A 13,157-nucleotide genomic window follows, 5' to 3' on the forward strand; every position below is an offset into this window, starting at 1 on the left:
CACGTTCTGACACGCCCGTATCAGCTCAAGGAATAGCAAATTTGTTGACCAAAGCGCGGGTATAGACTGTGGTGGTTTGTCTGCCCGGGGACCGTGGCAGACCTGTATGCGTGAAGGATGTTGACGTGATCAAGATATGGACTCGCTACCTGCGGCCTTACTGGCTCCAGGTGGCCGTTCTGGTGCTCTTTCAGGTGGCGCAGACGGCCTTGAACCTCTACCTGCCCAACCTGCAGGCTGACATCATCGACAAGGGCGTGGCCGTAGGCGACCAGGATGCCATTTACCGGATCGGCTGGCAGATGATGGGGATCACCGCCATCCAGATCGTGGCCAACATAGTCGCCGTCTACTGCGCCACCCGGCTGGCCATGAGGATGGGCTACGAGCTGCGCAGGGACCTGTTCGCCTCGGTGGAGGGCTTCAGCCTCAACGAGATCGAGCGCTTCTCGGCAGGTTCCCTGATCACCCGCACCACCAACGACGTTCAGCAGATGCAGATGACCACCATGCAGACCCTGATGATCATCCTGCAGGCCCCGGTCATGCTGATCGGCGGGCTGATTCTGGCCCTGCGCCAGGATGGCCCCTTGACCTGGTCCCTGGCGGTCATCGTCCCCCTGATCCTCCTGGTGGCCCTGGTGCTCATGGGCAGGATGGGACCCCTGTTCACCCGTCTGCAGAACATGTTGGACTCCGTCAACCGCCTGGTCCGCGAGCAGATCTCCGGCGTGCGGGTCATCCGCGCCTTCGTCCGCGAGAAGACCGAGGCCGCCCGCTTCGACAAGGCCAACCGCGACGTCTACGGCGTCCTGATCTCCACCGGCCGGCTGATGAGCATGATGGTGCCGCTGATGTGGTTCCTGCTGAACATGTCCAACGTGGCCATCATGTGGTTCGGCGGCCGCCGCATCGACTCCGGGGCCATGCAGATCGGCGCCCTGCAGGCTTTCATCCAATACCTGATGATCATCCTGTCGGGTCTGATGATGGCCGCCATGATGTCGGTCATGCTGCCCAGGGCCGCTGTGGCCGCCCGAAGGATCAACGAGGTCCTGGAGGCCACCAGCGAGATCGCTGCCCCCGAGCATCCCTACCGCAACGAGCACCCCCAGGGGCTCTTGGAGTTCAAGCACGTGGACTTCAGCTACCCGGGCGCCCAGGACCCGGTTCTTTCGGACATCTCCTTCACTGCCCGGCCGGGCACGACCACGGCCATCATCGGGGCCACGGGATCCGGCAAGTCCACCATCATCCGGCTGGCCAACCGCATGTTCGACGTCACCGACGGCCAGGTGCTGGTGGACGGGCACGACGTGCGCGAGTACGACCCCGATCAGCTGGCCCTGATCTTCGGGCCGGTCCCGCAGAAGGCCACCCTCTTCACCGGCACCATCCGCGACAACATGCAGTACGGGGACCCAGACGCTGACGACGACCGCATCTGGGAAGCCCTGCGCATCGCCCAGGCCGAGGACTTCGTCCGTGAGATCCCCGAGGGCTTGGATGCTCGCGTGGCCGAGGGCGGCACCAACTTCTCTGGCGGGCAGAAGCAGCGGCTCTGCATGGCCAGGGCCATCCTGCGCAACCCCTGCATCTACACCTTCGACGACTCTTTCTCCGCCTTGGATATGACCACCGACCGTGCCCTGCATGAGGCCTTGGTCCCGGTCACCCGCCAGGCCACCCAGATTGTCGTGGCCCAGAGGGCGGCATCCATTCGTCAGGCCGACCAGATTCTGGTCCTGGACCGAGGCCGCATCGTCGGCCGGGGCACCCACGACGAGCTCATGGAGGACTGCCCCACCTATCAGGAGATCGTCCAGTCCCAGGGCGGGCAGGGTCCCGACGTGGAAGAGCTCAGCATTGACGAGGGGAGGGCCGAGTAGATGGCTAAGAACTTGAGCGTAAATACAGGCTCGCAGGCTGTGGGCGGCCGTCGTCACACCGTGGGCCGGCTGATCCATTATCTGCTGGCCAGCCCTTGGAGGGTCATCGTCATGGTCCTCTCCGGCATGATCGCCGTGGCTATGATCGTCATTGGACCCAAGGTCATGGGCGAGGCCACCAACGTCCTCTTCGAGGGATTGCTGGGGTCCATGCTGGTCAAGATGGGCGCCAAGCCCGGCACTCCCAAGCAGGCTGTGGTCGCCTATCTGCAATCCCGCGGGCAGGACAAGTTCGCCCGGATGATCGACTCCATGAACGTCCAGGTGGGCGTGGGCATCGACTGGGGGCGTTTCGGCACCATCCTCATGTTCGTCATCGGCATCTACCTGATCTCCATCCTGGTCAGGCTGGTGCAGAACTTCCTGATGACCCGGCTGGTCTCCGACGCGGTCTACACCATGCGCAGGCAGATCGAGGACAAGCTGGACCGGCTGCCCCTGCAGTACTTCGACCGGACCCCGCGCGGCGAGGTCATGAGCCGGACCACCAACGACATCGACAACATCTCGGGTACCCTGCAGCAGATTCTGGGCGAGCTGCTCTTCTCGGTCTTCTCCATCATCGGCGCCTTCATCATGATGCTGACCATCTCGCCCCTGCTGACCCTGATCGCCTTCATCATCATTCCGGTCATGGCCCTGTGCGCGGGCATCATCCTCAAGAAGACCCAGCCGCAGTTCACCCGGCAGTGGATACGCACAGGCCAGGTCAACAGCCACGTGGAGGAGATGTTCTCCGGCCACATGGTGGTCCGAGCCTTCGGCCACCAGCGCAAAGCCGAGGAAGAGTTCGAGGATCGCAACCAGGAGCTCTACCAGGCCAGCTTCAAAGCCTCCTTCTTCTCCGCCCTGGTCACACCCATGTCAACCTTCTTCGGCAACCTGAGCTTCGTGATCGTGGTCATCATCGGCGGCGTGCATGTGCTCAACGGCAGCATGAGCCTGGGCGGCCTGCAGGCCTTCACCCAGTACACCCGTCAGGCCTCCCAGCCCATCGGTCAGCTGGCCTCCATGGGCACCATGCTCCAGTCCTCCCTGGCCTCCTGCCGCAGGGTCTTCGACTTCCTGGACGAGGCCGAAGAGGTCCCGGACATCGAGCATCCCGACCATCTGGGTCAGGAGACCGGAGGCAAGGTCGAGGGGCATGTCCGCTTCGACCACGTCCGCTTCTCCTACGATCCGGCCGAGCCGCTCATCAAGGACCTGTCCATCGAAGCCAAGCCCGGGCAGACCATTGCCATCGTCGGGCCCACCGGAGCGGGCAAGACCACCCTGGTCAACCTGCTCATGCGCTTCTACGAGATCCAGGGCGGACGCATCACCATCGACGGCGTAGACACCTCCAAGGTGACCCGCCACGACCTGCGCAGCCACTTCGGCATGGTCCTGCAGGACACCTGGCTTTTTGACGGGACCGTCCGCGACAACCTGCTCTACGGGCTGGATGAGGGACAGACCATCCCTGACCAGACCATGATTGAGGGAGCCAAGGCCACCCACGTGGACGAGTTCATCCGCAAGCTGCCCCAGGGCTACGACACCGTCCTCAATGAGGACAGCAGCGAGCTCAGCCAGGGCGAACGCCAGCTGATGACCATCTGCCGGGCCTTCCTGTCCGACCCGGACATCCTGATCCTGGACGAAGCCACATCCTCGGTGGATACCAGGACCGAGCTGCTGGTCCAGCAGGCCATGAACACCTTGCGCAAAGGCAGGACCTCCTTCGTCATCGCGCACCGGCTGTCCACCATTCGCGATGCCGACCTGATCCTGGTAGTCAACCACGGCTCGGTGGTCGAGCAGGGCACCCACGACCAGCTGCTGGAACGCGGCGGGGCTTATGCCTCCCTCTATAACTCCCAGTTCATAAAGGGCGAGGAGGACTGAGCAGGCATGAGCTTTCGACGCGGTCCGTTGAGCGTAGGGGAGCGGGTCCAGCTGACCGACCGGCGTGGCCGCAAGCTGACGGTCATGCTGGAACCTGGGGGCCTTACCCAGACCGACCACGGTCTCTTGCCGCACGAGGCCATGATTGGCCTGCCCGAGGGATCTGTCGTGGTGACCATCTCGGCTGACAAGTGGCGGCAGATCCGCCACAAGCAGGATGCCGACACCGACACAGAGGCGCCTGACAAAGCCAAGCCCTGGAAGTCCTCGCGAGGCATCGGGGGATGGGCTTTTACCGTTATGCGTCCAAGACTTGAGGACTACATCCTCTCCATGCCGCGCGGCGCCCAGATCATGTACCCCAAGGATGTGGCCAGGGTCATCCTCCTGGGCGACATCCGTCCCGGCATGAGCGTGCTGGAGTCGGGAGCAGGCTCAGGGGCCATGAGCTTGGGCCTCCTGGATGCCATTGGTACGGAGGGGAAGCTGACCAGCATCGAGCGGCGGGAGGAATTCGCCCGGATAGCCATGGGCAACGCCACCGTCTTCTTCGGACAGCGCCCTGCCCAGTGGGACCTGCGTACTGGCGACTTTGACACCGTTGTTGCTGACCTGCCGGAGGACGGATTCGATCGTATCGTTCTGGACATGCTGGACCCCTGGAACCGCCTGGAGCAGGCCTACCGGGTCATGGCCCCCGGCGGCGTACTGACCGCCTACGTGACCACCACCACCCAGCTCAGCCGACTGGCGGAGGCCCTGCGCGCCGACGGTCGGTGGACCGAGCCTGAAATCATGGAGAGCCTGGAGCGCTCCTGGAAGGCCGACGGCCTGGCAGTCCGACCTGAGCACGAAATGATCGGGCACACCGGCTTCCTCATCACCAGCAGGGCCATGGCTTCCGGCCAGCAGGCTCTGCGCAAGCATATCCGGGCCACCAAGGACTATCAGACCGATGTGGATCAGGGCCGAGGGCCTGCCAAGAACAGTGGCTTCGGTCAGGAGCCGGAGATGAATGATCTTGAGGATCTTGAGGATCTGGAGTTGCGCCGGGTCTCCGATCGCAAGCTGCGCAAGGTGCTGCGCGACCTGGATCATCAGGTGCGCACTCTGGAAGGCGGCAAGGGGCAAGAAAGCTGATCGCTCATGACCCGCCCCTTCAGTCAACTCTGTCATAATGGAGAAGATGCCTGATAGGAACTTCGGGAAAGGAAGCATGCATGGGTTTGCGAAAAGGTCTGAAGGCCGGGGATCTGCACAGGTGCAGCCGAACCCTCATGCTCATGCGTCATGCCAAGACCGAACGCCAGGGGCCACAGGGCGATCGCAGCCGTCAGCTGACCGACCGTGGACAGAAACAAGCCCGGATCATGGGCCGTGGATTGACAGCCTTGGGTCTGGTGCCCGACCGCATCATCTGCTCGGGTGCGCCCCGGGCCCGTCAGACCCTGGACGGTATGCTCAAACCTCTGGGCGACGGACCCAGAGTCGATTACCGGGAATCCCTCTATGAGTCCGGAATGCAGGCGGTCTTCGACCAGCTGGCGCAGACCGAGGACCGTGACCGCCGGGTCCTCATCTTAGGGCATGAGCCGACCATGTCTATCTGCTCACAGTGGCTGGCCGAGGACAACTCCGATCCTGACCTTTTGGACTTGCTCAATCTTGGACTGCCTCCGGCCACCATGGTTCTGCTGGGCTCCGAGCGGCCCTTGACCGACTGGGGAACCCATCAGGCCCGTTTGCTTGGCATTCTGGGCCCCCAGGACCTTGAAGACTGACTGGTAGAGCAAGCCGTAGACGATCTTCTATCGGTAGAGTCTTAGCGACCTGCAATCCCGTGGTTGCTGTCATGCCGTTATCGATTCAAGTTATGGCGACACCTTATTTGCACCAATTACCTGCCTCCCCCCGCCACTGATAGGCTGACCGAAGACATCAGGACGAAACTGGGAGGTTTCATGGCAGCGATTACATCCGTGTCCGGGTTCCCGCGCATCGGTGCGCATCGTGAACTCAAGAGGGCTATTGAGGGCTACTGGAAGGGCGAGCGAAATCTGGACGAGGTCCGGCGCACGGCCGCCGATCTGCGGGCCAAGCACTGGCAGCTTCAGCAGGAGGCCGGCGTCGACCTGATTCCCGTCAACGATTTCAGCTACTACGACCAGATCTTGGATACTTCCATCCTCCTGGGCGTCGTGCCAGAGCGCTATCGCAAGCTGGGCCTGGGTCCCGAGGACACCCTCTTCGCCATGGGCCGTGGCTACCAGGGGGGGCAGGGTGATGTGACCGCCCTGCCCATGAAGAAGTGGTTCACCACCAATTACCACTACCTGGTGCCCGAGATCGATCAGGACACCAAAATTGCCCTGGAAGGCGACAAGCCCTTCAAGGAGTTCCAGGAGGCACGCGAGCAGGGCATCGCCGCCAAGCCGGTGCTGATCGGCCCATATACCTTCCTCAAGCTCGCACGCGGTCCCCAGGGCGAACTGCTGGATCTCGACCCGGTGCTGGTCCAGGACCTGGCCAAGGCCTACGCGACCATACTGGAGCGGTTCATCGGCCTTGGTGCCGACTGGGTACAGCTGGACGAGCCCTATCTGGTCCTGGACAAGGAACCGGGCGACCAGGATCTCTTCGAAACCCTCTACCAGCCCATTCTCAAGGCCCGCGAGAGCGATCAGGGCAAAGTCCGTATCCTGCTCAACACCTACTTCGGCCATGTGGGCGACTGTTACGACCGGCTGGCTGACCTGGGCTTCGACGGCATCGGTCTGGATCTGGTCGAGGGCAGGGATGAGAATCTGGCGGCTCTCAAGGAGCACGGCGTGCCTGAGGGAACCACCATCTTCGCCGGCCTGATCAACGGCCGCAACATCTGGCGCAACGACTACGCAGTCAGCCTGGGCCTTCTGGATGCGCTGCACCAGGTGACCTCGAACGTGGTGGTGTCCACCGCATGCTCCCTCCTGCACGTGCCCTACACCGTGGCCGACGAGGATGGGCTGGACGCTGACACCGTGCGGCCTCACTTCGCCTTCGCCCTGGAGAAGCTGGGCGAGCTGCACGACCTGGCGCAGCTGGCCGACGCCGACGAGGACCAGCGCCGTTCCAGCGAGGCCCTTGCCGACAATCAGAAGCTCTTCGACGGCAGCCGCGTTCAGCCCGACCCCCAGGTGCAGCAGCGCCTGGCCGGCCTTAAGGACGAGGACTTTGTACGCACCCCGGCCCGGCCCGAACGCCAGAGGATGCAGGCCCAGGAGCTGGGTCTGCCTCTGTTGCCCACCACCACCATCGGCTCCTTCCCCCAGACCGCCGAGGTCCGCGCCGAGCGGGCCCGCCTGCGTAAGAAGGAAATCAGCCAGGAGGACTACGACGACTTCATCGCCCGCAAGATCGACCAAGTTATCGACCACCAGGAGCAGATCGGCCTGGATGTTCTGGTCCATGGCGAGTTCGAGCGCAACGACATGGTCGAGTACTTCGGCCAGAATCTCAAGGGCTACTTGTTCACCCGGAATGCCTGGGTCCAGTCCTATGGCACCCGCTGCGTCAAGCCTCCCATCGTCTGGGGGGACATCTCCCGCGTCCGGCCCATCACCGTACGTTGGTCCTCATACGCCCAGTCCCGCACCAATCATGTGGTCAAGGGAATGCTAACCGGTCCGGTGACCATTCTCAACTGGTCCTGGCCCCGCGAGGACATCGATCACAAGCAGCAAACCCGCCAGCTGGCTCTGGCCATCCGCGACGAGGTCCTGGACTTGGAGGCCGCTGGCATCCGCATCATCCAGATTGACGAGGCGGCCCTGCGCGAGAAGCTGCCGTTGCGGCGCTCCGACTGGCACAGCCGATACCTGGACTGGGCAATCCCCGCCTTCCGGCTGGTGCATTCAGGGGTCAAACCAACTACCCAAATTCACACCCACATGTGCTACTCGGAGTTCAACGACATCATCAAGGACATTGATGCCATGGACGCCGATGTGATCTCCTTCGAAGCCTCCCGCTCCGACCTGACCGTCCTGGATGCCATTCAGGAGGCCAAGTTCGAGACCGAGGCGGGCCCCGGAGTCTACGACATCCACTCGCCTCGCATCCCTTCCACCAAGGAGATCGTGGAACGGATCCACGCCATCCTGAAGAAGCTGGATGCGGCCAAAGTATGGATCAACCCCGACTGCGGGCTGAAAACCCGAGGCGATAAGGAGACCTGGCCCAGCCTGGAGCACATGGTGGCCGCCGCCCAGCAGGTGCGTGCGGAGCTATCGTCCAGTCAGGAGTCGGATCATGCATGAGCCTATCTTTTCCCTGGAGGTTTTTCCCCCCAAGCGCGATGCCCCGGTCGGCACCATCTATGACACCTTGGACGGACTGGAAGGGCTGATGCCCGACTTCATCTCGGTGACCTACGGGACCGGCCGCCGCTCAGATCGCACGGCCACGGCCCGCATAGCCAAGACCATCCATACTGAGTATGGCATCCCTGCCGTGGCGCACTTGACCGCCCAGTACGCGGACCGCGAGGTCATCGACCAAGCCCTGGACATGTTCGACGATGCAGGGGTTGCAGCAGTGCTGGCCCTGCGCGGCGATAGCGTGGAGGGCCGTGAGCCCGCCGGAGTCTTCGAACATGCCAGCGACCTTGCTGCCTACATCCGGACGCGTCGGCCCAATCTGTCGATTTACGGGGCCTGTTATCCGGAGACCCACCCCGAGGCTGCCTCGCCCGAAGAGGACATTGAGAATCTGAAGATCAAGGTGGATTCCGGCGTAGACCATCTGGTTTCACAGCTCTTCTACGACAATGCCGATTTTCTGGACTTCCTGGACAGGGCCCGTGCAGCTGGCATCCAAGTGCCCATCGAGGCAGGGATCATGCCCATCACCAACGAAGGCCAGGTCCGGCACATGAGCGAGGTCTGCCAGGCGCGGATCCCGGCGGCTGTTGAGTCCATCCTGGAGCGATGGGGGGACGACCGGGCCAGTCTGCGCGAGGCGGGCATCATCTATGCGTCACAGCAGATCGCCGACCTGGTAGCCCATGGAGTGGACGGCATCCACCTGTATTCCATGAACCACTCTGGTGTCACTAGGCGCATCTGGCACAACGTTCGTCACCTTTTCCGACAGGTAGGCAACAACTCAGAACCTTCCAGCAGCAGGATATGACGGCATAGAAGCGAAGTATTCTGCCCCGCATTGATGATCGGGTGAGCGTGTTTTTAACTTTTAGCCGCGCTTTCGTCCCCGATCGTCAGTGCGCGGTCTCAGCCATGGCAAAGCCTTCAGCGCGACTTTGTGCAGCGGCGGTATCATGCCAATCAGCAGTCCCAGGATCATCCCTCCGATGGTTACCCAAGAGGCCAGATCGCGTTCCAGCAGAATGAGAATCACCACCAGGCCGACCCCGATCAGGGATAAGACTGGTATCCAGCGTTGCTGCCCATCCGTCAGCCGGTCGTTTTTCCTCGGAAGAAGTCCGCAAATGAGTCCCCATGCCAGTCCCATCAGAGCGCAGACGATGGTCAGGAGGGTGTTGGTCAGGAGGGTGTTGGTCAGCTGCATTCTCGGCTTCCTTCACTCATGATTGCTCAGGTTCTGGTGTTTGATAGGGTCTGTTTTTACCTCGAAGACGTGGTGGCCGTTAGTTGACCGACACAGATCGGGGAGAAGGGCGGCTGCAGGACCTGATGGGTGCGCCGACGCGTGACTTCGTCATCACAGGGATAGCGATGATTGGGCAGTTCCTTGTCCAGAAAGAGGTTTGAAGAGGCATCCAGGTTTACATGATTGAGGGACTCAGCGAACCCGAACCTGATGTAGATGTTGTCCCTTTTCATCAAGACAGTGACTTCATGCAATCAACGTCACCTCTTCTCTGATGATCGATCTGCGAACCTAGTGGACACCTCGATGTGTTCGTCGACGCTATCAACACTTATAATAGTGACCTCCAGAGCCGATCCGATAATCGGATAACGGACAGGAAACACTTCCACGGGGACGATGGTGTCAAGTAAATAGAAGCCTTTGAAATCCTCCCAGAGGGAATCCAGAACCATCACTTCAGGATCCACCGCATTCCTGTGCAGTGGCTGTGCCGTCTGCGCATTCCAGGAGGGCTCCAAGAGCTGACGACCCGTCAACCCTATAATGCCTGTACCGGTTCCGCAGATATCAGAGGCGTCGCGGAGCCTGAGGAAAGGCAGGGGATCAGTCATGGCAGATCCGGTGCGACCGACCACTTCGACCCTGATCCACCTTGGGCTGCACGATCTGGACAAGGCTCGGGTTCGGTTGGATAGACTTGTGCGTCTGGTGAACGACCAGGATCTGGAGCAAACCCTGGTCCAGAGCCTCGATCAGGCCTGCGATCCAGACGAAGCTCTTGCTGGGCTGATACGAATTCTGGAGCAGTATCCGCAGGGAACCCGGCCGGACTTCCTGGCTGGGACTCCCCAGGAAAACCAACAGGCCGCTCGCTCGCTGATCAGGGTGCTAGGGGCCTCGGAGGCCATGGGCCGACTGATGCGCTCGCGGCCGGAGCTGGTAGAAGCAGCTGCTCTAGACCCAGACCACCTGGCCGACTGCCCGGCAGAAACCAGGCAGAAGCGAGTATTGGACGCCTTGGATAAGGTGGAGGTCAATTCGGACTCTGTGCCATCGCTGGCGGCCTACGCCGATGCATTGCGGTTCGAATACCGGCTGCAGCTGGCTGCCGTCATGGCCCGTGACCTAGCGGCTGAGGATCCTATGGATCTGGAACCAAAAATCAGCCGGGCCCTATCTGACATGGCCGATTCCGCTCTTCAAGGGGCTCTGAGCATTGCCCGCCGTCAGGTTCCGGATGCGGATTCATGTCGTCTGACCGTCATTGGCATGGGCAAGCTGGGTGCACAGGAACTCAACTACGTATCCGATGTGGACCTCATGTACTTGGTGGAGCCGACGTCGGGGGCTGAATCGAACGAGACCGATCCCATTGCTGTGGGCACTGCCATGGCCGTCCTCCTGCAGCGAGTCTGTCAGTCGGTCATTCCCGGATCGAGCGAACCTCCGCTCTGGAAAGTCGATACTGCCTTGCGGCCCGAGGGGCGTGACGGTCCCTTGGTGCGCCGGCTGGCCTCTTACGCAGACTACTATGCCCAATGGGCTGAGAATTGGGAGTTCCAAGCCCTGCTCAAGGCCCGTCCAGTCGCGGGCGACAAGGCCCTGGGCCAGGATTATACGGCGGTGATTGAGCCCTTGGTCTGGGGTGCCTGCCAGCGTCCCAACTTCGTCTACGACTGTCAGCGAATGCGCCAGCGAGTGGAACGACTGATACCCGAGGACCGCAAGGAGCGTGAGATCAAGCTGGGGCAGGGCGGGTTGCGTGACGTAGAATTCACCGTCCAGATGCTCCAGCTGGTCCATGGCTCCAGCGACCCCGATCTGCGTTGCCCGGCGACGCTGGATGCCCTGCAGGCACTGGCCCAGGGCGGCTACATCTCCGCCAGGCACGGCGACCTGCTTGATCACGACTATCGGTTCGAGCGGGTCATGGAGCATCGCCTACAGATCTGGCAGCTGCGCCGCACCCACCTCTTTCCGAAAATCAACCGTTCAGGCACGCTTGGCCAACGGCCGCCCAGCCTGGAGGAACTGGAGAACAACCGCGATTTGCGACGGCTGGCCCGAGCCTTCGGTCTGCATGCCGACCAGATGCTGGCCCAATACCAGGCCACCAGAATCGAGGTTCGCAATCTTCACCAGGCCATCTACTTCCGTCCCATGCTGCCCATCAATGCGCAGGTGGACGAGGACGAGGTCAGCCTGCGCCCACAGGCCGCCCGTGCCCGGTTCGCCTCCATCGGTTTTGCCGACCCCGAAGCAGCCATCCGTCACGTTACAGCGCTGACCACCGGGGTCACCCGATCAGCGCGGATCAACCGCATTCTCATGCCTGCCGTTCTCCAGTGGCTGGGAGAGGGGCAGGATCCGGACATGGGGCTTCTGGGCTGGAGAACACTTGAGGAGCACTTCGGCGGCAAGAGCACCTATTTAGGCTTCCTGCGGGACTCCACATCGGCCGCTCGCCGACTCTGCCATGTCCTGTCCAACTCACGCTATTTATCCGGTGCCCTGGCCCGGTCCGTTCAGTCGGTGACCTGGCTGGGCCATGACCAGGACATGATTCCCCGTGATCGGGCCACCCTGGACAAGCGCGCCGCAGCCTATCGGACCCGCCATGCGGACTCGCTGGAGGAGTTCGCCACCGCAGTGCGCGCCATGCGCCGACAAGAGATCGAGCGGGTCGGGTTGGGCTGGATGAGCGGGGTGGACGATCAGCAGGCCTGCCTGGCGGGCATGTCCGATGTCTACGATGCAGCCATCAATGCAGCCTTGGACTGGGCTGTGGACCACCGTTTGGAACAGGCTGGCGCACCGGCCGATCTGGCCGTCATCGGCATGGGTCGCTACGGAGGCAGGGAGGTCAACTTCAACTCGGACGCCGACATCATGCTGATCTACCGTCCTGCGTCAGGCGCCGACCAGGACCAGGCGGCGGAATTCGCACGTGGGGTGACCGCCGACCTGCGGGCCGTCCTGGCTGGACGGGCAAGCCTGGAACCCGGCATCGACCTGGACTTTGACCTGCGCCCCGAAGGTCGCCAGGGTCCTCTGGTGCGCTCCCTGGACTCCTACCAGCGTTACTACCGAGAATGGTCCGAGACCTGGGAACATCAGGCTCTGATCCGGGCCAGGTTTGCAGCCGGGAATGCTGACCTGGCCAAGGCCTTTCTGGAGGGTACGGCCAATCCACTGCGCTATCCTCAGCGACCGCCCAACGAGGAGGAGCTGGGGCAGATTCGCCGGCTCAAGGCCCGGATGGAGGCTGAGCGGCTGCCGCGTGGCGTGCGTCGGGACCGGCACCTGAAGCTGGGCCGGGGAGGGCTGTCTGATGTGGAGTGGACGGTTCAGCTCCTCCAGCTGCGCCATGCCCACGATCTGCCTGAGCTGCAGGTCACCGGTACGCTGACAGCCCTGGACGCCCTGGAGGCTGCGGGACTCATCGAGCCCAAGGATGCCAAGGCCCTACGCCGCAGCTGGGTGCTTTGCACGGCTGCCCGCAACGCCAACTTCCTCTGGTCCGGACGTGTTTCCCAGGCGGACATCCTGCCTGACGATGGGCAGGTTCTGGGAGGTATCGCGGTCTGCCTGGGCTACCCGGCCCACCGGGGCCAGCACTTTGTCAACGAGCTGCTGGCGGCCATGCGCCGCTGCAGGCAGGTCATGGAACGGCTCTTCTACGGGGGCTGACCCTGGGTCCATCCGGGG

At 62.4% G+C, this 13,157-nt stretch carries 9 protein-coding genes; 7 read left to right on the plus strand and 2 right to left on the minus strand.

What is annotated here, in order from left to right; translation table 11 throughout:
* Positions 1 to 125 precede the first annotated feature (125 nt).
* The 6 genes from ACGG9J_RS00580 to metF all read left to right on the plus strand — a co-directional run bounded on the left by ACGG9J_RS00580 (position 126) and on the right by metF (position 9,008).
* Positions 126 to 1,889 carry an ABC transporter ATP-binding protein gene (locus ACGG9J_RS00580; protein WP_390132660.1) on the plus strand — a complete coding sequence of 588 codons (1,764 nt, stop codon included), beginning with the start codon at positions 126 to 128 and terminating at the stop codon, positions 1,887 to 1,889.
* Positions 1,890 to 3,836: an ABC transporter ATP-binding protein gene (locus ACGG9J_RS00585; RefSeq protein ID WP_390132662.1), complete on the plus strand. Its 1,947-nt coding sequence runs from the start codon at positions 1,890 to 1,892 to the stop codon at positions 3,834 to 3,836.
* A 6-nt stretch (positions 3,837 to 3,842) separates the two neighbouring features.
* Positions 3,843 to 4,976, plus strand: coding sequence for a tRNA (adenine-N1)-methyltransferase (locus tag ACGG9J_RS00590; RefSeq protein WP_390132664.1), 1,134 nt, complete (start codon positions 3,843 to 3,845; stop codon positions 4,974 to 4,976).
* 80 nt (positions 4,977 to 5,056) lie between these two features.
* Positions 5,057 to 5,617: a SixA phosphatase family protein gene (locus ACGG9J_RS00595; protein ID WP_390132666.1), complete on the plus strand. Its 561-nt coding sequence runs from the start codon at positions 5,057 to 5,059 to the stop codon at positions 5,615 to 5,617.
* Positions 5,618 to 5,797: 180 nt separating this feature from the next.
* Entirely contained in the window at positions 5,798 to 8,134 is a 2,337-nt protein-coding gene (gene metE, locus ACGG9J_RS00600; RefSeq protein WP_390132668.1) for a 5-methyltetrahydropteroyltriglutamate--homocysteine S-methyltransferase, read from the plus strand.
* Positions 8,127 to 9,008 carry a methylenetetrahydrofolate reductase [NAD(P)H] gene (metF, locus tag ACGG9J_RS00605; protein ID WP_390132670.1) on the plus strand — a complete coding sequence of 294 codons (882 nt, stop codon included), beginning with the start codon at positions 8,127 to 8,129 and terminating at the stop codon, positions 9,006 to 9,008. Before metE ends, metF begins: the two co-directional genes overlap by 8 nt.
* A 60-nt stretch (positions 9,009 to 9,068) precedes the next feature.
* Here metF and ACGG9J_RS00610 read toward each other — a convergent pair whose 3' ends face one another.
* The gene (locus ACGG9J_RS00610; protein WP_390132673.1) at positions 9,069 to 9,404 is read right to left on the minus strand and encodes a hypothetical protein; all 336 of its coding nucleotides are present in this window, start codon (positions 9,402 to 9,404) and stop codon (positions 9,069 to 9,071) included.
* Between the two features lie 302 nt (positions 9,405 to 9,706).
* Positions 9,707 to 10,060, minus strand: coding sequence for a hypothetical protein (locus ACGG9J_RS00615; RefSeq protein WP_390132675.1), 354 nt, complete (start codon positions 10,058 to 10,060; stop codon positions 9,707 to 9,709).
* Between ACGG9J_RS00615 and ACGG9J_RS00620 the strand changes: the two genes are divergently transcribed.
* Positions 10,059 to 13,139 carry a bifunctional [glutamine synthetase] adenylyltransferase/[glutamine synthetase]-adenylyl-L-tyrosine phosphorylase gene (locus tag ACGG9J_RS00620; protein ID WP_390132677.1) on the plus strand — a complete coding sequence of 1,027 codons (3,081 nt, stop codon included), beginning with the start codon at positions 10,059 to 10,061 and terminating at the stop codon, positions 13,137 to 13,139. The genes ACGG9J_RS00615 and ACGG9J_RS00620 overlap by 2 nt on opposite strands.
* Positions 13,140 to 13,157 lie beyond the last annotated feature (18 nt).

Source organism: Bifidobacterium apicola (genome assembly GCF_042846865.1).
GTDB classification, from domain to species: domain Bacteria; phylum Actinomycetota; class Actinomycetes; order Actinomycetales; family Bifidobacteriaceae; genus Bombiscardovia; species Bombiscardovia apicola.

Bases quoted from the DNA above. Each gene is read 5' to 3' on its own strand.
- ACGG9J_RS00585 (WP_390132662.1), top strand. From the start codon at position 1,890: ATGGCTAAGAACTTGAGCGTAAATACAGGCTCGCAGGCTGTGGGCGGC.
- ACGG9J_RS00590 (WP_390132664.1), top strand. From the start codon at position 3,843: ATGAGCTTTCGACGCGGTCCGTTGAGCGTAGGGGAGCGGGTCCAGCTG.
- ACGG9J_RS00595 (WP_390132666.1), top strand. From the start codon at position 5,057: ATGGGTTTGCGAAAAGGTCTGAAGGCCGGGGATCTGCACAGGTGCAGC.
- metE (WP_390132668.1), top strand. From the start codon at position 5,798: ATGGCAGCGATTACATCCGTGTCCGGGTTCCCGCGCATCGGTGCGCAT.
- metF (WP_390132670.1), top strand. From the start codon at position 8,127: ATGCATGAGCCTATCTTTTCCCTGGAGGTTTTTCCCCCCAAGCGCGAT.
- ACGG9J_RS00610 (WP_390132673.1), bottom strand. From the start codon at position 9,404: ATGCAGCTGACCAACACCCTCCTGACCAACACCCTCCTGACCATCGTC.
- ACGG9J_RS00620 (WP_390132677.1), top strand. From the start codon at position 10,059: ATGGCAGATCCGGTGCGACCGACCACTTCGACCCTGATCCACCTTGGG.
- ACGG9J_RS00615 (WP_390132675.1), bottom strand. From the start codon at position 10,060: ATGACTGATCCCCTGCCTTTCCTCAGGCTCCGCGACGCCTCTGATATC.